General features: G+C 55.6%; 26 protein-coding genes, 5 tRNA genes and 1 other RNA gene. All 32 read left to right on the forward strand.

The window, feature by feature from the left end:
• Window positions 1–94: 94 nt before the first annotated feature.
• The 32 genes from sucC to nadA all read left to right on the forward strand — a co-directional run bounded on the left by sucC (window position 95) and on the right by nadA (window position 24,449).
• A complete protein-coding gene (gene sucC / locus E5C26_RS06435) occupies window positions 95–1,261 on the forward strand; it encodes an ADP-forming succinate--CoA ligase subunit beta (protein ID WP_135315550.1) in 1,167 nt (388 codons plus the stop codon).
• The gene (gene sucD / locus E5C26_RS06440; RefSeq protein WP_012005705.1) at window positions 1,261–2,133 is read left to right on the forward strand and encodes a succinate--CoA ligase subunit alpha; all 873 of its coding nucleotides are present in this window, start codon (window positions 1,261–1,263) and stop codon (window positions 2,131–2,133) included. Before sucC ends, sucD begins: the two co-directional genes overlap by 1 nt.
• A 683-nt stretch (window positions 2,134–2,816) precedes the next feature.
• Window positions 2,817–3,368: a fimbrial protein gene (locus E5C26_RS06445; protein WP_135315551.1), complete on the forward strand. Its 552-nt coding sequence runs from the start codon at window positions 2,817–2,819 to the stop codon at window positions 3,366–3,368.
• An 89-nt stretch (window positions 3,369–3,457) separates the two neighbouring features.
• Entirely contained in the window at window positions 3,458–3,997 is a 540-nt protein-coding gene (locus tag E5C26_RS06450; RefSeq protein WP_135315552.1) for a fimbrial protein, read from the forward strand.
• A gap of 95 nt (window positions 3,998–4,092) precedes the next feature.
• Window positions 4,093–6,633 (forward strand): outer membrane usher protein, encoded by a 2,541-nt coding sequence (locus E5C26_RS06455; RefSeq protein WP_240775908.1) that lies wholly within the window; start codon window positions 4,093–4,095, stop codon window positions 6,631–6,633.
• 13 nt (window positions 6,634–6,646) lie between these two features.
• Window positions 6,647–7,405 carry a fimbria/pilus periplasmic chaperone gene (locus E5C26_RS06460; protein ID WP_135315553.1) on the forward strand — a complete coding sequence of 253 codons (759 nt, stop codon included), beginning with the start codon at window positions 6,647–6,649 and terminating at the stop codon, window positions 7,403–7,405.
• Between the two features lie 25 nt (window positions 7,406–7,430).
• On the forward strand, window positions 7,431–8,027 hold the full coding sequence (locus E5C26_RS06465) for a fimbrial protein (RefSeq protein ID WP_135315554.1): 597 nt from the start codon (window positions 7,431–7,433) through the stop codon (window positions 8,025–8,027).
• 8 nt (window positions 8,028–8,035) lie between these two features.
• A complete protein-coding gene (locus E5C26_RS06470) occupies window positions 8,036–8,509 on the forward strand; it encodes a fimbrial protein (RefSeq protein ID WP_240775909.1) in 474 nt (157 codons plus the stop codon).
• A gap of 12 nt (window positions 8,510–8,521) precedes the next feature.
• Window positions 8,522–9,007: a fimbrial protein gene (locus E5C26_RS06475; protein ID WP_206194243.1), complete on the forward strand. Its 486-nt coding sequence runs from the start codon at window positions 8,522–8,524 to the stop codon at window positions 9,005–9,007.
• A 10-nt stretch (window positions 9,008–9,017) separates the two neighbouring features.
• Window positions 9,018–9,545: a fimbrial protein gene (locus E5C26_RS06480; RefSeq protein WP_135315556.1), complete on the forward strand. Its 528-nt coding sequence runs from the start codon at window positions 9,018–9,020 to the stop codon at window positions 9,543–9,545.
• A 40-nt stretch (window positions 9,546–9,585) separates the two neighbouring features.
• Window positions 9,586–10,515, forward strand: coding sequence for an MrpH family fimbial adhesin (locus E5C26_RS06485; RefSeq protein WP_135315557.1), 930 nt, complete (start codon window positions 9,586–9,588; stop codon window positions 10,513–10,515).
• A 19-nt stretch (window positions 10,516–10,534) separates the two neighbouring features.
• Window positions 10,535–11,068 carry a helix-turn-helix transcriptional regulator gene (locus E5C26_RS06490; RefSeq protein ID WP_135315558.1) on the forward strand — a complete coding sequence of 178 codons (534 nt, stop codon included), beginning with the start codon at window positions 10,535–10,537 and terminating at the stop codon, window positions 11,066–11,068.
• Window positions 11,068–11,505: a hypothetical protein gene (locus E5C26_RS06495; RefSeq protein ID WP_135315559.1), complete on the forward strand. Its 438-nt coding sequence runs from the start codon at window positions 11,068–11,070 to the stop codon at window positions 11,503–11,505. The genes E5C26_RS06490 and E5C26_RS06495 overlap by 1 nt, the downstream gene beginning before the upstream one ends.
• Window positions 11,502–12,656, forward strand: coding sequence for an FKBP-type peptidyl-prolyl cis-trans isomerase N-terminal domain-containing protein (locus E5C26_RS06500; protein WP_135315560.1), 1,155 nt, complete (start codon window positions 11,502–11,504; stop codon window positions 12,654–12,656). Before E5C26_RS06495 ends, E5C26_RS06500 begins: the two co-directional genes overlap by 4 nt.
• A gap of 668 nt (window positions 12,657–13,324) precedes the next feature.
• Window positions 13,325–14,893 carry a cytochrome ubiquinol oxidase subunit I gene (gene cydA / locus E5C26_RS06505; RefSeq protein ID WP_135315561.1) on the forward strand — a complete coding sequence of 523 codons (1,569 nt, stop codon included), beginning with the start codon at window positions 13,325–13,327 and terminating at the stop codon, window positions 14,891–14,893.
• 14 nt (window positions 14,894–14,907) lie between these two features.
• Window positions 14,908–16,047: a cytochrome d ubiquinol oxidase subunit II gene (gene cydB, locus E5C26_RS06510; RefSeq protein WP_135315562.1), complete on the forward strand. Its 1,140-nt coding sequence runs from the start codon at window positions 14,908–14,910 to the stop codon at window positions 16,045–16,047.
• 17 nt (window positions 16,048–16,064) lie between these two features.
• On the forward strand, window positions 16,065–16,178 hold the full coding sequence (cydX, locus tag E5C26_RS06515) for a cytochrome bd-I oxidase subunit CydX (RefSeq protein WP_135315563.1): 114 nt from the start codon (window positions 16,065–16,067) through the stop codon (window positions 16,176–16,178).
• Window positions 16,178–16,474, forward strand: coding sequence for a cyd operon protein YbgE (ybgE, locus tag E5C26_RS06520; RefSeq protein WP_012005709.1), 297 nt, complete (start codon window positions 16,178–16,180; stop codon window positions 16,472–16,474). The genes cydX and ybgE overlap by 1 nt, the downstream gene beginning before the upstream one ends.
• A 130-nt stretch (window positions 16,475–16,604) precedes the next feature.
• The gene (gene ybgC / locus E5C26_RS06525) at window positions 16,605–17,009 is read left to right on the forward strand and encodes a tol-pal system-associated acyl-CoA thioesterase (RefSeq protein ID WP_012005710.1); all 405 of its coding nucleotides are present in this window, start codon (window positions 16,605–16,607) and stop codon (window positions 17,007–17,009) included.
• On the forward strand, window positions 17,006–17,689 hold the full coding sequence (gene tolQ, locus E5C26_RS06530; protein WP_135315564.1) for a Tol-Pal system protein TolQ: 684 nt from the start codon (window positions 17,006–17,008) through the stop codon (window positions 17,687–17,689). Before ybgC ends, tolQ begins: the two co-directional genes overlap by 4 nt.
• A 12-nt stretch (window positions 17,690–17,701) precedes the next feature.
• Window positions 17,702–18,130: a colicin uptake protein TolR gene (tolR, locus tag E5C26_RS06535; RefSeq protein ID WP_135315565.1), complete on the forward strand. Its 429-nt coding sequence runs from the start codon at window positions 17,702–17,704 to the stop codon at window positions 18,128–18,130.
• An 81-nt stretch (window positions 18,131–18,211) separates the two neighbouring features.
• Window positions 18,212–19,465, forward strand: coding sequence for a cell envelope integrity protein TolA (tolA, locus tag E5C26_RS06540; protein WP_135315566.1), 1,254 nt, complete (start codon window positions 18,212–18,214; stop codon window positions 19,463–19,465).
• A gap of 133 nt (window positions 19,466–19,598) precedes the next feature.
• Window positions 19,599–20,891 carry a Tol-Pal system beta propeller repeat protein TolB gene (gene tolB / locus E5C26_RS06545; RefSeq protein WP_135315567.1) on the forward strand — a complete coding sequence of 431 codons (1,293 nt, stop codon included), beginning with the start codon at window positions 19,599–19,601 and terminating at the stop codon, window positions 20,889–20,891.
• A 44-nt stretch (window positions 20,892–20,935) separates the two neighbouring features.
• Entirely contained in the window at window positions 20,936–21,451 is a 516-nt protein-coding gene (gene pal / locus E5C26_RS06550; RefSeq protein ID WP_012005714.1) for a peptidoglycan-associated lipoprotein Pal, read from the forward strand.
• Between the two features lie 9 nt (window positions 21,452–21,460).
• The gene (gene cpoB, locus E5C26_RS06555; RefSeq protein ID WP_135315568.1) at window positions 21,461–22,261 is read left to right on the forward strand and encodes a cell division protein CpoB; all 801 of its coding nucleotides are present in this window, start codon (window positions 21,461–21,463) and stop codon (window positions 22,259–22,261) included.
• 178 nt (window positions 22,262–22,439) lie between these two features.
• A tRNA-Lys gene (locus E5C26_RS06560) sits at window positions 22,440–22,515 on the forward strand.
• Between the two features lie 32 nt (window positions 22,516–22,547).
• Window positions 22,548–22,623, forward strand: a tRNA-Val gene (locus E5C26_RS06565).
• A gap of 7 nt (window positions 22,624–22,630) precedes the next feature.
• Window positions 22,631–22,706, forward strand: a tRNA-Lys gene (locus tag E5C26_RS06570).
• A gap of 70 nt (window positions 22,707–22,776) precedes the next feature.
• Window positions 22,777–22,852: transfer RNA gene (locus tag E5C26_RS06575), tRNA-Lys, on the forward strand.
• Between the two features lie 53 nt (window positions 22,853–22,905).
• Window positions 22,906–22,981 (forward strand) — tRNA-Lys (locus tag E5C26_RS06580).
• Between the two features lie 44 nt (window positions 22,982–23,025).
• Window positions 23,026–23,150: non-coding RNA, RtT sRNA (locus E5C26_RS06585), on the forward strand.
• A 237-nt stretch (window positions 23,151–23,387) separates the two neighbouring features.
• On the forward strand, window positions 23,388–24,449 hold the full coding sequence (gene nadA / locus E5C26_RS06590; RefSeq protein WP_135315569.1) for a quinolinate synthase NadA: 1,062 nt from the start codon (window positions 23,388–23,390) through the stop codon (window positions 24,447–24,449).
• Window positions 24,450–24,461: the final 12 nt, after the last annotated feature.

Below are 24,461 nucleotides of genomic sequence, written 5' to 3' on the forward strand. Positions count from 1 at the left end.
GCCCACACTCTGTGCTATGTGGCCGACTAAAGTCATGCGGTTTTCCGCCAAAATGGCTCGGCTAAAACCTTCAGAACTGAATGGATAGAACATCATGAATTTACACGAATATCAGGCAAAACAGCTGTTTGCTCGGTATGGTATGCCGGCACCAACCGGTTATGCCTGTACCACACCGCGTGAAGCGGAAGAAGCCGCATCCAAAATCGGCTCCGGCCCGTGGGTGGTTAAATGTCAGGTTCATGCTGGCGGTCGCGGTAAAGCTGGCGGCGTTAAAGTGGTTAACAGCAAAGAAGATATCCGTGCTTTCGCTGAAGCCTGGCTGGGCAAGCGTCTGGTGACCTACCAGACTGACGCACTGGGCCAGCCGGTTCACCAGATCCTGGTAGAAGCGGCGACCGACATCGATAAAGAACTGTACCTGGGTGCGGTTGTTGACCGTGCCAGCCGTCGTGTGGTGTTCATGGCATCCACCGAAGGTGGTGTTGAGATCGAGAAAGTTGCGGAAGAAACCCCGGAACTGATCCACAAAACAATCATCGATCCACTGGCAGGCCCACAGCCTTACCAGGGTCGTGAGCTGGCATTCAAACTGGGCCTGAGCGGCAAGCAAGTCGGCCAGTTCGCCAAGATCTTCATGGGTCTGGCGACCTTGTTCCTGGAACGCGACCTGGCGATGGTTGAGATCAACCCGCTGGTAGTGACCAAGCAAGGCGATCTGATCTGCCTGGACGGCAAACTGGGTGCTGACGGCAACGCCCTGTTCCGCCAACCTGAACTGCGTGAAATGCGTGACCTTTCTCAGGAAGATGAACGTGAATCCCGTGCGGCACAGTGGGAGCTGAACTACGTTGCGCTCGACGGCAACATCGGCTGCATGGTTAACGGCGCAGGCCTGGCGATGGGCACCATGGACATCGTTAAGCTGCACGGCGGCGAGCCGGCCAACTTCCTCGACGTAGGCGGTGGCGCAACCAAAGAGCGCGTGACCGAAGCCTTCAAAATCATCCTGTCTGATGACAAGGTGAAAGCGGTTCTGGTTAACATTTTCGGTGGTATCGTGCGTTGCGACCTGATCGCCGACGGTATCATTGGCGCAGTAGCCGAAGTGGGCGTTAACGTCCCGGTGGTGGTGCGTCTGGAAGGGAATAACGCCGAGCTGGGCGCCAAGAAACTGGCGGACAGCGGTCTGAATATCATTGCTGCGACCAGCCTGACTGATGCGGCTCAGCAAGTTGTTGCGGCAGTGGGGAGCAAATAATGTCCATTTTAATCGATAAGAACACCAAAGTAATTTGTCAGGGTTTCACCGGTAGCCAGGGGACTTTCCACTCCGAACAGGCTATCGCTTACGGCACCAAAATGGTCGGTGGCGTGACGCCGGGCAAAGGCGGCACCGAGCACCTGGGCCTGCCGGTGTTCAACACCGTGCGTGAAGCGGTAGAAGCGACCGGCGCCACCGCGTCTGTTATCTACGTACCGGCTCCGTTCTGCAAAGACTCCATTCTGGAAGCTATCGATGCAGGCATCAAACTGATCATCACCATCACCGAAGGCATCCCGACGCTGGATATGCTGACCGTGAAAGTGAAGCTGGATGAAGCCGGCGTGCGCATGATCGGCCCGAACTGCCCAGGTGTTATCACGCCGGGCGAGTGCAAAATCGGCATCATGCCTGGCCACATCCACCTGCCGGGTAAAGTGGGTATCGTTTCCCGCTCTGGCACCCTGACCTACGAAGCGGTAAAACAAACTACCGATACCGGTCTGGGCCAGTCTACCTGTGTGGGCATCGGTGGCGACCCGATCCCAGGTTCCAACTTCATCGATATCCTGAAACTGTTCCAGGAAGATCCGCAGACTGAAGCGATCGTGATGATCGGTGAGATCGGCGGTAGCGCGGAAGAAGAAGCGGCGGCCTACATCAAAGAACACGTGACCAAGCCAGTGGTTGGCTACATCGCGGGTGTTACCGCGCCTAAAGGCAAACGTATGGGCCACGCCGGTGCCATCATTGCCGGCGGCAAAGGCACTGCAGACGAGAAGTTTGCGGCGCTGGAAGCGGCAGGGGTTAAAACCGTACGCAGCCTGGCTGACATCGGCGAGGCAGTAAAAGCGGTTCTGAACCGCTAATTTACCGCCTGTAGCAAGCCCTATTTGAACAGGGCCAGACTTTTTGTCTGGCCCTGCTTTTTTTTGCCTGCTGAATACGATCCTCTATAAATATTTATCTATTGAATGAATTGGCCGGATTATTCCTGAAAATAGCTTAAACCTATTCACGAGGTTCGATATTGCGGGCTGAATATTATCAATAAATAAGGATATTTCGGCAGGGAACAATGAAAGGGGGATTAAGGGTAAAAATGTAACACTTTGGGCCAAACTGGAACATATCCTAAATTACGTCGTAAAAATGTGTCAATACGAGAAAGAGAATATTCCTAAAGTTTATTTTTATCGTTTTAATTCATATTGTTATTTAAATGTTCAGTGCGGCTTGCCCATTTTTCAACTCATAGTTTTCTTATATCCATCAGCCATCCTTGTTATTCATTAAATTTACATCTCGTTTTTAAACCAGTGATAAGTTCTTAAATGGCATTTATTTCCTAAATTCTTAGGTAAATAACGATGCTATCTGTTTTTAATTAGAGTAATTCACTAAATGCAACAGTTTGGCCCAAAATGTTGCGTTTTTTAGCCTGCTTTGTGGGCAGGTGCAGCCGGTGACCAAACGTAAATGGATGAACGTAAATCAATGTGTGATTGGAACCTATGCGACGCCGTCGCATAACCATAAAAGGAAAATTCAGATGAAAATTAAGCAGTTGGTCACTTTGATGATGGGCCTGGGATTGGCCATGGGTACAGTCTCTGTTGCACAGGCGGGCACCGTGACCTTTAAAGGTTCGATTATCGACGCGCCTTGTTCTATCACCCCGGAAACGGTGGACCAAACGGTCAACCTGGGCCAAATCTCCAATAAGACATTGGTAAAACAGGGGAAGTCCACCCCGCAAAGCTTCAGCATCAAACTGGACAAATGTGACGTCACTACCTTGAAAAACGTCACCGCTACCTTTAGCGGCGCGGCTTCTGCCGGCAACGCCAATCTGCTCGGTATCACCGGCACCGCCAAGGGTGCCAGTATCGCCATTACCGATGGTGCCAGCCGGGTGATCAAACTGGGTGAAGCCACCGAGAAGCAAACAATCCAGAAGGGCAACAATACGCTGGCGTTCGCCGCCTATCTGCAGGGCGATCCTGATACACCGGCAACCACCACTGGCGGCAAGGATACACCGGCGGTGATTGTGCCGGGTGAGTTCAGTTCCGTTGTTGACTTCACGCTGGCCTATCAGTAACCCCGTGCCGCGCTAGCGGTTACCTCACATGCGGGGTTCACCCCGCATGTTTCCTGACAACGGATTGTCATGGCTTAAGGAGCTGGGAGATGGCTCGTTCCCTTTTATATCTGATGCTACTGGCCCTGTGTGCCGGGTTACCGGCCAGCCAGGCTGCGCCGACCGCCTCCGCGGGCCACGGCAGCGTCAGCATGACCGGCGCAATTATCGATACCGCCTGCGCCATTGATCTTGGTAGCAGGGCGCAAATTATCTCTCTGTCCACTTTACCCATTGGTCAACTGATCCGTGAAGGGCAGGGCCCGGCTCAGCCCTTCGCTATTCGTCTGGTGAATTGCACGCTGTCGCGGCCCGATCCGCGTGAGCCAAACTGGCAAACCTTCCAGGTCACCTTCGACGGCCCGGCGGACGGCTCAAGGTTCCGCATTGCCGGTGCCGCTCATGGCATTGCACTGCAAATTGCCGATGCTAATGGCCGCGTTGCATTGCCAGGCGTTGCGCTGCCTGCACAGGCGGTAAAACCCGGCACCCTGGTGCTGCCTTACACCCTGCGGCTGGTGGGTAATGCCCAGTCCCTGCAGCCGGGAGATTACCGCGCCGCAGTACGTTTTAAGCTCGATTACTACTGACGGGCTACACCGGCCCGTATAGGTGAATGAACGCATGAGGCGTTCAGGTTTGCGCCGGTGCAGATTGACCGGTGATGGAAAAAGGATTTTGGGTTATGGCTGATAAGGACGCAGTTTATCGCATGGCTCCCCTGTCACAGTTGGGAGTGGCTATCGCCCTGGCGTTAGGGGCTTCGGTACCGCTGGTAATGGCGGCGGACGACATTGTGTTTAACACCGATGTGCTGGACGTGAAAGATCGCGCCAATATTGATCTCAGCCAGTTTGCCCGCAGCGGTTTCATTATGCCGGGTCGCTACACCCTGACGGTGCATATCAATCAGCAGGAATTGCCGGAGCAGTCGGTGGTGTTTGTCGCGCCGCCGGACGATCCCAAGGGCAGCGTCGCCTGCCTGTCACCGGCGTTGGTGAAACAGCTCGGTCTGAAAGACAGCATATTAAGTGGCTTGCGCTGGCGTGATGACTGCCTGGATTTTAGCAGCCTGAAAGGCATGACGGTGCGCGGCGAACTGGGGACTTCATCGCTGTATCTTTCTATTCCGCAGGCTTATCTGGAATACAGCGACGACAGCTGGGACCCCCCTTCGCGCTGGGACGAAGGCATCCCCGGGGTATTGCTCGACTATAACCTCAATGGTCAGGTCAATCGCCAACAGAGCAGCGGTACCGATTCGACCCTGAGCGGCAACGGCACCGCCGGTGGCAATCTGGGCGCCTGGCGGCTGCGTGCCGACTGGCAGGCGCAGGCCAGCAGCTCCACGGCAAACAATCGGCAGAGTGAACGGCGTCTGGACTGGAGCCGTTATTACGCTTACCGGGCGTTGCCGGCGCTACGTGCCAAATTGACGCTGGGTGAGGACTATCTGGATTCGAGAGTTTTCGACAGCGTGCGTTTCACCGGTGCCAGTCTGGTTTCGGACGATGCAATGCTGCCGCCGAATTTACGCGGTTACGCGCCGGAAGTGGTCGGGGTCGCCAAAACCAACGCCAGGGTAGTGATCAGCCAATTGGGGCGGGTGTTGTATGAAACCCAGGTGGCCGCCGGTCCGTTCCGCATTCAGGACTTGAATGATGCGGTCAGCGGCACCCTGGACGTGCGGGTGGAAGAGCAGGATGGTTCGGTACAGCGTTTTAGCCTGAATACCGCCAGTATTCCTTATTTGAGCCGGCCAGGATCGCTGCGCTACAAGCTGGCGCTGGGACAACCGTCGGAGGTCGCGCACCGTCGTGATGGGCCGGCGTTTGCAACCGGGGAGTTTTCCTGGGGGGTCAGCAACGGTTGGTCACTGTACGGTGGCGGCATTGGTGGGCGCGAATACAACGCATTGGCGCTGGGTGTGGGGCGTGACCTGATGGCGTTTGGCGCACTGTCGTTCGATATTACCGGCTCGCGGGCAGAATTACCGCAGCAGCAGGGGGGCACACTGAGTGGCAGTTCATACCGCCTGAGCTACGCCAAAAACTTCGAAGAATACGACAGCCAGGTGACCTTCGCCGCCTACCGCTTTTCCGAGCGCGATTACATGACCATGGCGGACTATCTGGTTAGTCGCCTGTACGGTGCTCGCCAATACGGCAGCAAAGAGATGTACACCGTGGTGCTCAACAAACAGTTCCGCGATTTGGGGTTGAGCGCGTACCTCAATTACAACCACCAAAGCTATTGGGAACGTCCGGCGAACGATCGCTACAGCCTGGCGCTGTCGCGCTATTTCGACGTCGGACAGATAAAAAATATCAGCCTGTCACTGTCGGCCTATCGCAACCAATACAACCAGACCACCGACAACGGCATGTCGCTGTCGCTGTCGTTGCCCTGGGGGGATCGCGGCACCGTCAGTTACAACGCCGCCGCCAGCCGTGGCAACAACAGCCAGGATCTGGGCTATTACGACCGCATCGATGAGCACAACAGCTACCAGATGCGTCTGGGGGCGGCGCGGCGCGGTGCTACCGCCAGCGGTTACTTCACCCATAGCGGCGATAACGCCGAGCTGAGCAGCAATGTCAGCTACCAGGCCAATCGCTATACCTCGCTGGGTATGACGGCGCGCGGCGGCATGACCGCCACCCTACAGGGCGCGGCGCTGCACCGGATGAACATGCCCGGTGGCACCCGGTTGATGCTCGACACCCAGGGCGTACCGGATGTGCCGGTGCGCGGCCAGGGGCCGACCAGCCGTACCAATGCCTGGGGCAAGGCGGTGGTGCCGGACGTCAACAGTTACTACCGCAACCGCGCCAGTATCGACTTGCAGCAGTTGGGCGACAACGTAGAGGCGTCCCGCTCGGTAGCGCAGGCCACCCTGACCGAAGGGGCCATCGGTTATCGGCGTTTTGAGGTGGTGGCCGGTGAAAAAGCCATGGCGGTAGTTCGCCTGGCGGACGGTTCGACGCCGCCGTTTGGCGCCACCGTGCTCAATACCCGTAAGCAGAATACCGGCATCATCAGCGATGACGGCAGCGTGTATCTCAGCGGTATTCAGCACGGCGACACCATGACCGTGCACTGGGACGGCGCCGCCCGTTGTGAAATCACCTTGCCGGAACTTCTGCCTGCACTGGGCGAGTCGGCGTTGCTGTTGCCGTGCCGGGCGTTGAGCGTCACCGACACGGATACTTCTTCTTCATCCTAATCATGAGTGAGCTATGAACAAACACGTTAAACACAGTGCTTTTATGGTCGCTACGTTACTGGGCGCATTGGTCAGCACTCAGGCCGGGGCCGCTATTTCGCTTGATCGCACCCGGGTGATTGTTAACGTCGGCGACAAGTCGGTCAGCCTGAACGTCAAAAACCAGAATACCCAGTTGCCCTATCTGGCGCAGGGGTGGATAGAGGATGCGCAGGGCAACAAAATCAGCAGCCCGCTGGCGGTGCTGCCGCCGGTACAGCGGGTAGAACCTGGCAAAGAGAGCCAGGTCAAGGTGCAGGTGCTGCCGGCCGTCCAGTTATTGGCGCAGGATCGCGAGACGCTGTACTACTTCAATTTGCGCGAGATCCCGCCGCGCAGCAGCAAGCCCAACACGCTGCAAATTGCTTTGCAAACGCGCATCAAACTGTTTTACCGCCCGCAGGCGATAGTGCCGGACAAAGCTGCGCTGGCAAATCCGTGGCAGGAAAAGCTGACCTTAACCCGCCAGGGGGATCGTTATCAGGTCAATAACCCGACGCCTTACTACATCACATTGGTGGACGCTGCCAGCAGCGTCAAAGGCAACGGCGTGACCGGTTTTGAACCCTTGATGGTGCCGCCGAAAGGGCAGGCGATGCTGTCGGCCAGCGCCGGTGCCCTGGGGGCAACCCCGGTGCTGACCTATATCAATGATTACGGCGGCCGCCCGCAGTTGGTGTTCCGTTGCAACGGCGGCGCGTGTCAGGTGGCTGCGGCCAAGTCAGGCGCTTAAACAGACCATCAGGCAGGGAGGCAGGATGAAAATCACCAGAATACTCATGGTATGGGCGGGGCTGTTATCGGCACCGCTGTGGGCGGCGGACGACAACTGGCAGGTGCCCAATAACTGGCAGGTGGAAGGGGCCAACGGCACGCTGAATGTCAGTGGCGTGCTGAGCGAAGGGGCTTGCAGGTTGGCGATGGATTCCGCCGACCAGACGGTGAGCCTGGGAGTTACCCCATTGGCGGAATTGGCACAGGTGGGGGCACGATCCGCCGCCAAGGCGGTGACGCTACGACTGCGCGACTGCCTGCGCGGCAGCGGTGCCAGCCGCGATGAGCGCACTGGCAACCTGAGCTGGGGCCGGCAGCAACCGGTGATGACCATGAGCTTTCTGGCACCGGCCGATGCGGACAATCCGCAACTGGTTAAGGTGCAGGGTGTCAGCGGGATCGGGCTGCGGCTGGTGGACAGTAAACAGCAGGATGTGCGGCTGGGCAGTCGGGGCGCACCGCAGTTTGTCGGCCCCGGTGACGCGGTGCTGGTGTGGTATGTGGCAGCGGAGCGCACCCGTGCGCCGTTGCAAGCCGGGGCCTATCGCGCCACGGTGAATTTCCGCCTGAGTTATGAATGAGGGCCGCCATGAAAGGGATAAGAACCGGCATCTTAGGGTTGTTGTTGGCCTCGCCACTGGCATGGGCCAATGAGCCGATCACCGTTAAAGGGGTGATCCAGACCATGAGCTGCGTGATCAACGGCGGTAAAGATATCGACGTCGATTTCGGCAGCACCCTGAAGACCGCGCTGATCGACGGTAGCCAGTACAAAACCAGAGTGGTTTTCACCCTCAGTTGCAGCGGCAACAGCAGCAATGCGCTGAAGATGCAGATTAACGGTACCGCCGCAGGCTTTGATGCAACGGCATTGGCCACCGATAAAACCGACCTGGGGCTTGCGTTGATCAACGGCGGCAAAAAACAGCCGATCAACGCCTGGTTCAACTTTACCTACCCCACGTTGCCGGTGCTGGAGATGGTGCCGGTGAAAAAGGCCGGTGTCACGCTGAGCGGTGGGGATTTTAACGCCACCGCCACCCTGATGGTGGATGTGCAATAACGGGAAGCGCAGATGAAAACATGGACTGTGATGTCGGTGCTGGTGCTGATGTGTTGGCTGGTCGCCGGGGCGGCGCTGGCCGCCAATATGAAAATGCACGGCACGCTGGTGGAACCACCGGCCTGCACCGTCAGTGGTGGTAAAGAGATCGACGTCGACTTCGGCAAAGCGGTGGGGGTCAACAAGGTGGATGGCACTAATTATCTGCAGGCCATCAGCTACCAGATCACATGCCTGCCGGGGGCGGGGAGCTGGAGCCTGGGGCTGACGGTGACCGGCAGCGTCAGCGGTTTTGATACCGCGGCGCTGCAGACCGACGTGACCGATCTGGGTATTCGGCTGTTGCAGGCGGGCAAGGCCTGGCCGATTAACCAGCGGTTGGTGGTCAGTGCCACAGCGCTGCCGGTGTTGCAGGCGGTGCCGGTGAAAAAGCCGGGCATGAAATTGAAAGAGGGGGCATTTAACGCCACCGCGACGCTGCTGGCGGATTATCAATAAGGAGCACCGGATGAGCAAGCGAGGGAGAGTGCTGGCCGGGTTGCTGGCCTGCGGGTTGGCGAGCGGTGCGCAGGCGGCAACCGACATGAAGTTCCACGGCGAACTGGTGGCGGAACCCTGCGTGGTGGCCGCCGGTGACGACCAGGTAGCGCTGGATTTCGGCGAACTGGCCAACAAAGACTTGTACAGCATGGGCAGAACCAAAGGCAAGGCGTTCCAGCTGCGTTTGACCGGTTGTGACCCGGCGATCGCCAAAGATGTGCGCGTCACCTTTAGCGGCAGCGAGAACGCCAAACTGCCGGGGCTGCTGGCGCTGGACGGGGCCAGCCAGGCGGGCGGGGTAGCCATCGGGCTGGAAACCCCGGCGGGGGTGGCACTGGCATTGGACAAGGCCAGTGAAAAATACCCGCTCAAGGTCGGCAGCACGCTGATTGACTTGCAGGCCTATGTCCGCGCAGAGCCGCAGGCGATAACCGATAAAAGCCTGACACTGGGCAGCTTTAGCACTACGGCCACCTTTACGCTGGATTATCCGTAGCCGAGTGGCTTTTTTATAAACCTTGAATTGGATATTGACGATGAAATTATCATTGCTGCGGCTAATGAAGTTGCTGGCGCTTTTTATAGTGGTTGGATGCAGTGTGACTAAGGCCTATAGCGCTTATTTTCTGGATATGAAAGTGATTAAAGGGCCTGCGCCACCTGTAGCACAGCATTTGGTTAACTGGTCAGCATATATGACAGGGAAGGTCACATGGTATGACACGGATGACAAAGAAGTTATTTGCCATAACAGCAGAGGCTGTGCCGTCTTACTGTGTTATCCGCTGCTGGGCGCTGGTGGTTTTACTTACTGCTTAAATTATCTGCCTATCGATACTTCTTACGGAAGGACCCTTCCAATGGTGGTAATACCCAACAATGGTACGGAGCGTGATGCACAAGTTGCTTGGGACAACAAAATTGGTAACTTTTCTACTATGTTCACAGGCCCTTCCCAAGCTACTCCTACCATGCAGCATGTTACGAAGTGGTATAAAAATGTTTGCGTTAGGGTGATGATTTCGCAATCGAACGTACCTAGGAACGATGGTTATGGAGTCAAGCCTGATCCGACCCCCATGCGTGGAGGTAATGCTGCCTGTGCTTATATCCCCCCTTATGATTTGACTTGTACCACCAATGGTAAGGTGGAGATTGACTATGGCACCCTCGATGGTAATAAACTTAACGGCTCAGTTGCCAGCACCAACCTTTCTTTTACCTGTAACCAAGACGCCACTGCGATAATAAGACTTGATCGTAATAGTCTTGATCTGGGGCGTAAAGGCGATTTAACCGCTGAAATCAGCATTGATGGCAAAAACCTGGGTACCACTACCGGCAGCAATGTAGCAGTAACCAACGGCACCGTCACCACCACCATCACCTCCACGCTAAAGGCCAAAGGCACCCCCGCCGCTGGGCCGTTTGAAGGCAGCGGTGTGTTGATCATTGGTTATAACTAACCCAACCCGGAAAACAATCATGGAACGATTGATCCTGACCCTCAACTGCCCTGACGGTTTTTATGCCGCCGGGGTGCGGCTGGCGCTAAGCGAACATCTGGCAGCGCAGGGCATCCGCCTGCAAACAGCGGCCGAGGCCGCGAAAAATCCTTTTACCCCTCATCTGGTGCTGCTGGCGCCCGGCATGACCGCGCCCGTGGGGCAGCGCCCGGCGCTGCATAACAGCGGGCCGATTAGCCCAGCCGATAGCCGCACCCTGCTGTGGCTGGATCCCTACGAAACGGTGGCGTCACTGCTGGCGCGGGTGGACGCGCTGCTACAGCGGCGCACCCTGACCTGGCGTTGCCCGGTGGCGGGCACGCATCGGCTCAGCCCGCAGGAATACCGCGTTTTGCGCTTGATTGGCCGGGGCTTAAGCTCGGTGGCGATCGCCCGTCAGTTGCAGTTGCATGCCAAAACCGTGAGCGCCCACAAGCGCAACGCGATGAAAAAATTAAATATAACGCGCAACACACAGTTGTTGCATTGGTTGTTAAATGGAGGAATCAAGTAATGAATGGGATGTGGAACAGCGCGATCAAACAAGGGGTACGGGCGGGGAAAATCCTGGCGCTCGGGGCGCTGTTAAGCGGCTGTGCGGTGCCGCAGGGCAAACCCGGCCACAAGCCGCTGACCCCAATAGCGGTGAAAAGCACCGTGCAGACCCCCGTGGCCGCGCAAAACACCGGTGAGGCCGAACGTCTGGGCCAGTGCCAGCGTGAGCTGGCGGCGCTGCAGGTGGCCAGCCCGGCGCGCTACCAACAGCGCAAGGCGGAGTTTGACCGGCTCATGGCCGGGGCGGCGCAATACGGCGGTATTCGCACCTCGGTCAATAACGAGACGCAGGATACGCTGGATTCGCTGTATCGCTATAAGGTTGGCCGCCTGTGTGCGGAGATTTCTCAGGATGTATTGAGCGGGTTAATGGAAACCGGGGAGCAGGGTAAATGAAGCGGTACCACCCACTAAGCGCGGCGGTACTGCTGGCCTTGCTGTGTGGCAGTCTGCCCTGTGCTCAGGCGCAGGAAGCCGCGGCTCAGAGCGGGGGTATTCCGGCATTGTTGCAGTTTGCCGAACGTTATCAGGCCGCACCGCCGCCGGTTAACCCGCAGCAGCGCGAGCGCGAAAAAAAGAAAAAGGCGGATGAAGAGCAAGCCCGGCAGGCACAGGCGCTCAGCCTTAAACAGCAACAACAGCGCCTGCAGGAAAAAGAGACCCAGTCGCAGCAGCAGGCGCAACAACTGGGCCAATTACGCCAACAAATTGCCGCCTTGCAGGCCGAACTGAAAAAGGCCAGTGTGGCCCCGCCGGACTTGACCCCGCTGCTGCAACTGGCGCAGGGGTTAAGCCGGGCCTGGCAGGGCACGCCAACGGAACAACAGCTCCAGCACCGCCTGACGCAGCAACAACAACAGTGGCAACAAAAGTACGATGCCTTGCTGGAACGTGCCGGGCCATTGGCGCAGCCGCTGGAACTAAACAGCCCGCAGGCCAACCAATCCTATGCCGCCGGGGTGGCGCTGGGGAAAGACATTCTACTGTTGCAGGCGGAGCGCCAGAACTGGGGCGTCACGACCGACAAAAACCAGGTGCTGGCCGGGGTGGTGGACGCCTTCAGTGGTGACTACCGGTTACCGCAGCCGGCGCTGGAACAGGCGTTACAGACCTCGGAACAGCAGGTTAATCAGGCGCGGCAGCGCACGGTTAAAACCCAGGCGCAGCACGGGCAGCAGTTTATGGCGGCATTCCAGAAGCAAAAAGGTGCGGTTCAGGCCGAATCCGGTTTTTGGTACCGCATTGAGGCCGCAGGCAGTGGTGAGATCGCGCCGGATGCGGTAGTGACGGTGGTGGTGAAAGAGACGCTGACCGACGGCACGGTGATCCAGGATATGGAAGCCAGCGGCGCGCGGTTGTCACAACCGCTGGCGGCGTACCCACCGTTGTTCCGTGAGGCCATCGGTCTGCTGAAAAACCACGGTACCATCATGCTGGTGGTACCACCGGAGATGGCCTATGGCGACAAAGGTTACGCGCCAAAAGTGCCGCCGGGTGCCACTATGATTTACACCCTGCGGGTGGCGGACGTCACGGCTGCCGGTTAATCCCTTGGGCGGTGCATCAATAATACGTAGCAGACGTATAGGGTCGCCGCCTTCCCCCATAAATATTCTTTTTTATCCCTAACAATTATTAGCCCAAAAAAATAAGCTAAGCTTGTCCTGTAGTCAGGTTAATAAAAGCTAACATTAGTCACAGGCTAACTTCGATTTAAATACAAACAACCATTAAATATCACATCTATTTAACACAAAAATCACCTAGAGAGACTACGAAACCATTGCGTAACATAACCACAAGATAATTATGAGAAATTGTGAGCTGAATCTGGAAATAAAATCCGGATAGGCTTAAATTGTTTCAGATCAAATTACGCCTGAATACCACTTTGGGGGAAAATTTGACCTGTAACCCAAAGTCTAACCCACATCACGTAAAAACCTATTTATTGTGTGGGATTGGGCGAGTATCATCCATGCTGAATATGGATGGTTGATCTTGTTGCATTTGTTACCCGTTGTCGGTTTTCAGTGGTGTGTTTTGTGCACAGGCCAGCACGGCCCGCGTCGAATGCATGGTTGAAAGCGGAGAAGCTGGATCAAATTTTTGTTGTGTTTAAGGGCATTCACTGCGGGGCGTTACCGGTAGCTTCACCCGAAGTCATATCGATAACCGCATGTCGGAGTCTTCCTGCGAGGAGCAAGGAGTCAAGATGTTTGATATTGTCGAACTGTCGCGCTTACAGTTTGCTTTAACGGCGATGTACCACTTCTTATTTGTCCCATTAACGCTGGGTATGGCGTTCTTGCTGGCAATTATGGAAACGGTATATGTACTGTCAGGCAAGCAAATCTATAAAGATATGACCAAATTCTGGGGCAAGTTATTTGCAATTAACTTTGCTCTGGGTGTGGCCACCGGTTTGACCATGGAGTTCCAGTTCGGGACTAACTGGTCATATTTCTCCCATTACGTCGGTGATATTTTCGGGGCCCCGCTGGCCATCGAAGGTCTGATGGCGTTCTTCCTTGAATCGACGCTGGTCGGCCTGTTCTTCTTCGGCTGGGATCGTCTGGGCAAGGTGCAGCACATGGCCGTTACCTGGCTGGTGGCACTGGGCTCAAACTTCTCTGCGCTGTGGATCCTGGTCGCCAACGGTTGGATGCAAAACCCGATTGCCTCGGACTTCAACTTCGAAACCATGCGTATGGAGATGCTCAGCTTCTCCGAACTGGTGCTCAACCCGGTTGCGCAGGTGAAGTTCGTTCATACCGTGGCCGCCGGCTACACCTGTGGCGCGATGTTCGTTCTGGGTATCAGCTCTTACTACCTGTTGAAAGGCCGTGATCTCGCCTTTGCCAAACGCTCCTTCGCTATTGCCGCCAGCTTCGGTATGGCTGCCGTACTGTCCGTTATCGTTCTGGGTGATGAATCCGGCTACGAAATGGGCGACGTGCAGAAAACCAAACTGGCCGCCATCGAAGCCGAGTGGGACACGCAACCGGCACCGGCTTCCTTTACCCTGTTCGGTATTCCGAATCAGGATAAAATGGAAAACTCCTACTCGATCCAAATCCCTTACGCGCTTGGCCTGATCGCTACCCGTTCAACAGATACTCAGGTCACCGGCCTGAAAGATCTGATGGCGCAGCATGAAGTCCGTATTCGTAACGGGATGAAAGCCTATGGGCTGCTGGAAGAGCTGCGCAGCGGCAATGCCGACCCGGCAGTACGTACCGAGTTCAATAAAGCCAAGCAAGACCTGGGCTACGGCTTACTGCTCAAGCGTTATACCCAGAACGTCACCGACGCCACGGAAACGCAGATCCAGCAGGCAACCAAAGACTCGATTCCACGTGTAGCACCGCTGTACTTCGCCTTCCGTATCATGGTGGCCTGTGGCGTGCTGATGTTGTTGATCATCGGTCTGTCGTTCTGGAGCGTGATCCGCAACCGTGTTGGCCAGAGAAAATGGCTGCACCGTGCGGCGCTGTATGGCCTGCCGTTGCCTTGGATCGCGATCGAAGCCGGCTGGTTTGTGGCTGAGTACGGTCGTCAGCCTTGGGCGATTGGTGAGGTGCTGCCGACGGCGGTCGCCAACTCTTCACTGACTGCGGGCGACATTCTGTTCTCGATGGGGCTGATTTGCGGCTTGTACACCCTGTTCCTGGTGGCTGAAATGTACCTGATGTTCAAATTTGCACGTCTGGGTCCAAGCAGCCTGAAAACTGGCCGCTACCACTTTGAACAACCGACTGCCGCCGTGCAGGAAGCGCGCTAAACAGGAGTCCACGTATGTTTGATTATGAAGTACTGCGATTTATCTGGTGGGTCCTGATTGGCGTACTGCTGATCGGTTTCGCCGTCACCGACGGCTTCGACATGGGGGTCGGCATCCTGGTGCGCATTATCGGTAAAACCGATACCGAGCGCCGGGTGATGATCAACTCCATCGCACCACACTGGGACGGTAACCAGGTGTGGCTGATCACTGCCGGTGGCGCACTGTTCGCTGCCTGGCCAATGGTCTATGCGGCGGCGTTCTCCGGTTTCTATGTGGCCATGATCCTGGTGCTGGCAGCCTTGTTCTTCCGCCCGGTCGGTTTTGACTACCGCTCGAAGCTGGAAAGCAGCCGCTGGCGCAACATGTGGGACTGGGGCATCTTTATCGGTAGCTTCGTGCCTGCGGTAGTGTTCGGCGTGGCGTTCGGCAACCTGTTGCAGGGCGTGCCGTTCCACATGGATGAATACATGCGCCTGTTCTACACCGGCAACTTCTTCCAACTGCTCAATCCGTTTGGTCTGTTGGCGGGCGTAGTCAGCTTGACCATGCTGGTGACTCAGGGGGCAACTTACCTGCAGATGCGTACCAGCGGTGAGATTCACCTGCGTGCTCGCGCTGCGGCGCAGATCTCCACACTGGTGATGGCGGTGTTCTTCCTGTTGGGCGGTATCTGGTTGGTGAAAGGCATCGACGGTTATGTGATTACCTCGACGCTGAACACCATGGCGGAGTCTAACCCGATGCGCAAAGAAGTGGCTCATCAGGCCGGTGCCTGGTTGATCAACTTCAACAAGTATCCGTCGCTGTGGGCACTGCCTGCACTGGGCGTGATACTGCCGCTGTTCACCGTGTTGTTCTCGCGCATGTCGAAAGACGCGCTGGCCTTTGTGACCTCGTCGCTGACCATTGCCTGTGTGATCCTGACTGCCGGGGTGACCATGTTCCCGTTCGTGATGCCGTCAAGCACTGTGCCTAACATCAGCCTGACCATGTGGGATGCCACCTCCAGTCTGTTGACGTTGGAAGTGATGACCGTTGTCGCGGCGATCTTTGTGCCTATCGTTCTGGCGTACACCAGTTGGTCGTACTACAAAATGTTCGGCCGTCTCGATAAGAACTTCATCGAGAACAACAAGCATTCGCTGTATTAAGGATAGGGAGCTAAACCATGTGGTATTTTGCCTGGATTCTCGGAACGCTTCTTGCCTGTGCCTTCGGCATCATCACGGCGCTGGCGCTTGAGCACCACGAAGATTCAAAAGTACAGCAAGACGATAAGTGATGAGTTTGTCACTGACTGACAAGCTGTACGCTATCACCGACAAGGGCCCGGTTCGGGCCCTTTCACTGGTGCTGGCGTTGATTTTGGCGGGCTGCATTTTCTGGGATCCGACCCGCTTTGCGGCGAAGACCAGCTCGCTGGAGATTTGGGAAGGGCTGCTGCTTATTTGGGCAGTCTGTGCCGGGGTGGTTCATGGCGTCGGGTTCCGACCGCAACGTACCCTGTGGCGAGCTTTTTTTGCGCCACTTCCGGCAATTGTGATCCTGGCCGCAGGATTACTTTACGTTTCTTTATAATCTCCGCTATACCCCCAAGTTATGGGCCATCGCGGCCCATAATTATTTTCGTTCCCATCTTGTAACCCATTCCCAACCCGATCCGTCTTGCGTATAGTAGCACCGTTAAATTGCATTGCTGGGAAGTAGAGTGAGTAATACGTTGTTTCGATGGCCGGTTCGCGTTTACTACGAAGATACCGATGCCAGTGGTGTGGTCTATCACGCCCGCTATGTGGCTTTTTTTGAAAGAGCGCGCACCGAGATGCTGCGTCATCATAACTTTCATCAACAGCAGCTGCTCAGTGAAAATGTCGCCTTCGCTGTCCGGCGCATGACGGTTGATTATCTGCTTCCTGCTCGTCTTGACGACCAGCTGGAAGTCCAGAGTGAAATCACCTCAATGCGCGGGGCTTCTCTTACGTTTGCTCAACGCATTGTCAATTCTGACGGAACTCTTTTGAGTCAGGCCGACGTGTTGATTGCATGTATTGATCCACACCAAATGAAGCCGATAGCGCTTCCTAAGTCTATTGTCGCGGAGTTTAAGCAGTGAATGACATGAACATCCTAGATTTATTCTTGAAGGCCAGCCTGCTGGTTAAGCTTATCATGTTGATTTTGATATGCTTCTCAGTGGCCTCCTGGGCGATCATCATCCAGCGTACCCGCATCCTTAATGCGGCCACGCGTGACGCCGAAGCCTTTGAAGACAAATTCTGGTCCGGTATTGAGCTTTCCCGTTTGTATCAGGAAAGCCAGGCACGTCGCGATAGCCTGACCGGCTCAGAGCAAATTTTCCACTCTGGTTTCAAAGAGTTCGCTCGTTTACACCGCGCTAATAACCATGCGCCGGAATCGGTGATCGAAGGTGCGTCACGCGCCATGCGTATCTCGATGAACCGCGAGCTGGAAACGCTGGAAAACCACATTCCTTTCCTCGGCACCGTGGGTTCGATCAGTCCGTATATCGGCCTGTTCGGCACCGTGTGGGGGATTATGCACGCCTTTATCGCACTGGGTGCGGTGAAACAGGCCACGCTGCAAATGGTAGCACCGGGTATTGCCGAAGCACTGATCGCAACCGCCATCGGTCTGTTCGCCGCTATCCCGGCCGTTATGGCCTATAACCGCCTCAACCAGCGCGTCAACAAGCTTGAGCAGAATTACGACAACTTTATGGAAGAGTTCACCGCTATTCTGCATCGTCAGGCCTTCTCCAGCGACAGCAAATAAGTAGGAGGTAGCATGGCGAGAGTTCGTGGACGTAATCGGCGCGAGCTGAAGTCCGAAATTAACATAGTTCCATTGCTTGACGTGTTGCTGGTGCTGTTGCTGATCTTTATGGCAACCGCGCCGATCATCACCCAGAGCGTTGAGGTTGATCTGCCGGACGCCACCGATTCCAAAGCGGTGTCCAGCAGTGATAACCCGCCGGTGATCCTCGAGGTTTCCGGCGTGGGCCAATACACCATGGTGGTGGATCACGATCGCATGGAACTGTTGCCGCCGGAACAGGTTGCAGCCGAAGCCAAGTCGCGTTTGGCGGCCAACCCCAAGACGGTCTTTTTGATCGGTGGGGCGAAGGAAGTTCCGTATGATGAGATTATCAAGGCATTGAATATTCTCCATCAGGCGGGCGTCGCTTCCGTGGGGCTGATGACCCAGCCAATTTGACCCTAAGGTCAGTGGCAACCCGGTTCCTGTGCTGCGGTGCAGGAACCCCGTATAAGCAACACCAGTTTTTGGGAATCTATTTTGGTAAAGGCAACTGAGCAAAACGATAAGCTGAACCGCGCCGTTATTGTTTCGGTCGTTCTGCACTTTGTATTGATTGCCCTGCTGATTTGGGGCTCGCTGCAAGAAAACGTCGAAATGAGTGCCGGCGGTGGCGGCGAGGGTTCGGTCGTTGGTGCAGTGATGGTCGATCCTGGAGCAGTGGTGGAGCAGTACAACCGCCAGCAACAGCAGAGTAACGACGCGCAGCGTGCTGAAAAGCAGCGCCAGAAAAAAGCGGAGCAACAGGCCGAAGAACTTCAGCAGAAGCAGGCGGCGGAACAACAGCGCCTGAAAGAGCTGGAAAAAGAACGTTTGACCGCGCAGGAAAAAGCGGCGCAGGACGCGAAAGAACAGGCTGAACAGCAAAAGCAGGCCGCAGAGCAGCAAAAGCAAGCGGCGGAGCAACAAAAGCAGGCAGCTGAACAGCAAAAAGTGGCCGAGAACGCCGTGGCGAAAGCCAAAGAACAACAGAAAGTAGCGGAAGCGGCTGCCGCCAAGGCCAAGGCCGAAGCGGATAAAGTCGCTAAAGCACAGGCAGACGCGCAGAAGAAAGCCGAGTCTGAAGCCAAGAAAGAAGCTGCCGCCGCGGCTACCGCCAAGAAACAGGCGGAAGAAGCGAAGAAAGCCGCTGCAGCTGAAGCTGCAGAGAAAAAAGCCGCTGCCGACGCCGAGAAGAAGGCTGCCGCAGAAGCTGAGAAGGCGGAGAAAAAAGCCGCTGCGGATGCCGAGAAGAAAGCGGCCGCAGAGGCAGAGAAAAAAGCCGCTGCCGCTGAAAAGGCGGCTGCCAAGAAAGCTGCAGATGCCAAGAAGAAAGCCGCTGCAGCCGCAGCTGAGCAGTCTTCGGACGTTAACGATTTGTTTGGCGACTTGGCGGACGGCAAAAACGCGCCGAAAGGCGGAGGCAAGCAGAAGGGTGACGGTAAACCAGCCGGTCAGGGCAATGCCAAGACCGCGGGTGCCAGTGGTGCCGAGATCAACGGTTATCTGGGGCAGATCACTTCGGCGATTCAAAGCAAGTTTTATGATGCAGATTTGTATAAAGGGCGTAAGTGCGACCTGCGAATCAAACTGGCACCGGACGGCCTGTTGATTGATGTTAAACCCGAAGGGGGCGATCCGGCACTGTGCCAGGCGGCAATAGCCGCAGCGAAGCAGGCAAGAATACCGAAACCGCCAAGTCAGGCAGTGTATGAGGTGTTTAAGAATGCTCCCCTTACGTTTAAGCCACAATAATGGTTGTTTTAGCTGAGACATATCGCAGGGATGTACTAAGGTAACCAACAGGGATTATGTAGTTTTGTTTGAGTTGGTTTGTTAAAATTCTGCTAATTTATCGCAGGCATTCCGCCTGGATAAGGGAGATGAGATGAAGCAGGCATTTCGAGTAGCGCTAGGTTTTTTAATACTGTGGGCATCCGTTCTTCACGCGGAAGTTCGCATTGAAATCACCCAGGGGGTCGACTCCGCTCGCCCGATTGGCGTGGTGCCGTTTAAATGGGCGGGCCCAGGCACGCCTCCGGAAGATATTGGCAAGATTGTCGGCGCAGACCTGCGCAACAGCGGCAAATTCAACCCAATTGACGTGGCGCGTATGCCGCAGCAACCGACCACTGCGTCTGAAGTGACGCCGGCGGCCTGGACTGCATTGGGCATTGACGCGGTCGTGGTCGGTCAGGTGCAACCTGGTGCAGACGGCGGCTACCTGATCTCTTATCAACTGGTGGACACTTCGGGCTCACCAGGCACCGTTCTGGCGCAGAACCAGTATAAAGTGACCAAACAATGGTTGCGTTATTCTGCTCACACCGCCAGTGACGAAGTGTTTGAAAAGCTGACCGGTATCAAGGGCGCATTCCGTACGCGTATTGCTTACGTAGTGCAGACCAACGGCGGGAAATTCCCGTATGAGCTGCGCGTAGCGGATTACGACGGCTACAACCAGTTTACGGTACATCGTTCACCAGAACCTCTGATGTCCCCGGCCTGGTCGCCGGACGGCAGCAAACTGGCGTACGTGACCTTTGAGAGCGGCCGTTCTGCGCTGGTAGTGCAAACCCTGGCTAACGGTGCTATTCGTCAGATCGCTTCGTTCCCGCGTCACAACGGTGCGCCGGCGTTCTCACCGGACGGCAGCCGCCTGGCGTTTGCGCTGTCTAAAAGCGGTAGCCTGAACCTGTACGTGATGAATCTTGGCTCTGGCCAGATCACTCAACTCACCGACGGGCGCAGCAACAATACCGAACCGACCTGGTTCCCGGATGGGCAGTCTCTGGCCTATACCTCCGATCAGGGCGGCAGACCACAGATTTATAAAATCAGTGCCAGTGGCGGTGCGTCACAGCGTCTGACATGGGAAGGCTCTCAGAATCAGGATTCTGAAGTCAGCTCTGATGGTAAATTCCTGGTGATGGTGAGTACCAACGGTGGTGCTCAGCATATCGCCAAACAAGATCTCGGATCGGGTGCGGTTCAAGTTTTGACCGGCACCTTCCTGGACGAAACGCCTAGTATTGCGCCAAATGGCACCATGGTGATCTATAGCTCCACGCAAGGTATGGGCTCCGTGCTGCAACTGGTATCGACTGATGGGCGTTTTAAAGCGCGTCTTCCGGCAACTGATGGACAGGTCAAATTCCCTGCCTGGTCGCCGTATCTGTGATGCATGTGTAAATATGTATGGCAAACTATAAAAGGATTAAAGAAATGCAACTGAACAAAGTGCTGAAAGGGCTTCTGCTGGCACTGCCAGTTCTGGCTGTAGCGGCTTGTAGTTCTAACAAAAGCGCAAACAACGACCAATCTGGTATGGGCGCTGGCGCTGGCACTGGTACAGAAAATGGCAGCAGCAACCTGTCTTCTGAAGAACAAGCTCGTCTGCAGATGCAAGAACTGCAGAAGAACAACATTGTTTACTTCGGCCTGGACAAGTATGACGTGAGCTCTGAGTTCGCTCAGATGCTGGACGCGCACGCTGCATTCCTGCGTAACAACCCGTCTTACAAAGTGACCGTAGAAGGCCACGCGGACGAACGCGGTACGCCGGAATACAACATTGCCCTGGGTGAGCGTCGTTCTAACTCAGTCAAAATGTACCTGCAAGGTAAAGGCGTTTCTGCTGACCAGATCTCTATCGTTTCTTACGGTAAAGAAAAACCAGCAGTACTGGGCCACGACGAAGCGGCTTATGCTAAAAACCGTCGTGCAGTTCTGGTTTACTAAGAGAATCGCATGAACAGTAACTTCAGACGTCACTTGTTGAGTCTGTCGTTACTGGTTGGCGTAGCGGTCCCATGGGCCGCTACTGCCCAAGCGCCAATCAGTAATGTCGGCTCCGGCTCGGTCGAAGACCGTGTCACCTCACTTGAGCGCATCAGCAATGCTCAGGGCCAGCTTTTAAACCAACTCCAGCAACAACTCTCTGACAACCAGCGCGATATTGACTCTCTCCGCGGGCAAATCCAGGAAAACCAATATCAACTGAATCAGGTTGTTGAACGCCAAAAGCAGATCTATCAGCAGATGGATAGCATCAGCCAGGGCGGCGCTCAGAGCTCCGCTGCTGCAGCGGGTGCCGCAGGCGGGGCAGCAGCGGCTGCGTCCACCGACGGCGCTGACAGTGCCTCTGCGGGCGCTACAGCAGCAGCGCCGGCCAGTACGGGTGATGAAAACAGCGACTACAACGCCGCTGTTTCATTGGCGCTGGAAAAAAAACAGTATGACCAGGCTATTTCCGCTTTTCAGTCCTTCGTAAAACAGTACCCAAAATCGACTTACCAGCCTAACGCCAACTATTGGCTGGGCCAGTTGTTCTACAACAAGGGTAAGAAAGATGATGCGGCCTACTATTATGCGGTGGTGGTGAAGAATTACGCAAAATCACCTAAAGCACCGGACGCAATGTACAAGGTGGGTATCATCATGCAGGAAAAAGGGCAGGCCGATAAAGCCAAAGCCGTGTTCCAGCAGGTGATTAAACAATACCCAACCAGTGCTGCGGCCAAACAGGCGAAAAGTCGCGTAGCAGGTTAGTCAGTAAAAAAATGAGCCCAGAAGTTAGTCGATTTGGCCGCTTTCTGGGCTCATTCGTGTGAAGAACAAGCAGTTGAACCTGTTGTTTATAAATTTAGGTTGCGCTGCCAAGATAAATTAGTAATATATGCCGCCGTTGCCAAGACATCTTGCAAGATGTTAAAGCAGCAAGGAAATTGGGTCGTTAGCTCAGTTGGTAGAGCAGTTGACTTTTAATCAATTGGTCGCAGGTTCGAATCCCGCACGACCCACCAATTTCTGAAGTAGTAGCAGTAACCACACTAGTGGGTGATTAGCTCAGTTGGTAGAGCATCTCCTTTACACGGAGGGGGTCGGCGGTTCGAGCCCGTCATCACCCACCACTGCTGTGGGCCGTTAGCTCAGTTGGTAGAGCAGTTGACTTTTAATCAATTGGTCGCAGGTTCGAATCCCGCACGGCCCACCATTTCAGAATGGTTTTTCCGCAATACGAGCCTCGGTTTTGTATTGGTTGTTCAGCAGTAAACCACGTCAGTGGGCCGTTAGCTCAGTTGGTAGAGCAGTTGACTTTTAATCAATTGGTCGCAGGTTCGAATCCCGCACGGCCCACCATTATTGCAGCGAGTTCCTCTCCTGCTTACGCGGTTCAGCAGTATCCCCTCAGTGGGCCGTTAGCTCAGTTGGTAGAGCAGTTGACTTTTAATCAATTGGTCGCAGGTTCGAATCCCGCACGGCCCACCATTCTTAAAGAAATACTCTTCCTTATTCAAAAACTCCTAGCTGGAATATTACCCGAACCGTGTGGGTGAGATCCTGCGTTCAGGTTCGAGCATCGCGCAGCGATACGACAACGCGCAGCGTTGCCCGCAGGGTGAGGCCAAAGGCCGAATCAATCCCGCACGGTATCCCCGGTACGTTTTCCACAACACCTTCAATCCGCTTTGCCCTCAAAAACGCATTTTACTTTCTACAATCTCATCACTTTCATTAAAAATTCAATCCATTAAACGATAAAGACCCAGCACTGAAAATATCAGCGGACTTTTCGCACAAATAAAGGTATTTTGTTTAGTATATAAAACGAAGGGGGTTGCGATGGGGTGATACCCGGGCAGCAGACACCCAGCCTAGCACAGAGATTGCAGCGATGAGTGAAATGTTTGATGTTAATGCGGCGGTGTACCCGTTCCCGCCCAAGCCGGTACCGCTGGACGACGCGCAGAAGGCGTTTTACCGCGAGAAGATTAAAATCCTGCTCAAGCAGCGTAATGCGGTGATGGTAGCCCATTACTATACCGATCCCGAGATCCAGGCGTTGGCGGAAGAAACCGGTGGCTGCGTGGCGGACTCGCTGGAGATGGCGCGCTTTGGCAGCAATCATCCGGCTTCAACCCTGCTGGTTGCCGGGGTGCGCTTTATGGGGGAAACCGCCAAGATCCTCAGCCCGGAAAAACGGGTGCTGATGCCGACGTTGAACGCGGAGTGCTCGCTGGATCTCGGCTGCCCGGAAGAAGACTTCAATGCCTTTTGCGACAGCCACCCAGACCGGACCGTGGTGGTCTACGCTAATACCTCGGCAGCGGTAAAAGCGCGAGCGGACTGGGTGGTCACCTCCAGTATCGCCGTTGAACTGATTGAACATCTCGACAGCCTGGGTGAGAAAATCATCTGGGCGCCGGATCGCCACTTGGGCAACTATGTGCAAAAGCAAACCGGTGCCGATATGCTGTGCTGGCAGGGCGCCTGTATCGTCCATGACGAGTTTAAAACCCAGGCCCTGATGCGGATGAAGGCCCTGTACCCGAACGCGGCGGTACTGGTGCATCCGGAGTCACCACAGGCGGTGGTAGATCTGGCCGATGCGGTAGGCTCAACCAGCCAATTGATTCAGGCGGCGAAGACCCTGCCCAATCCGCAGCTGATTGTTGCCACCGATCGCGGTATTTTTTATAAGATGCAGCAGGCCTGCCCGGACAAAGAGCTGTTCGAAGCGCCAACCGCCGGGGAAGGTGCCACTTGTCGTAGCTGCGCGCACTGCCCGTGGATGGCGATGAATGGCCTGAAGGCGATCGCGGATGGGCTGGAGCACGGCGGTGCACTGCATGAGATCCACGTCGATGCCGCGCTGCGCCAGAAGGCGCTGATCCCGCTGAACCGGATGTTGGATTTCGCCGCTGAGTTAAGGGTGCAGGTTAAAGGGAACGCTTAACCGTTTAATAAG

Source organism: Serratia proteamaculans (assembly GCF_004684015.1).
GTDB lineage: Bacteria > Pseudomonadota > Gammaproteobacteria > Enterobacterales > Enterobacteriaceae > Serratia > Serratia proteamaculans_F.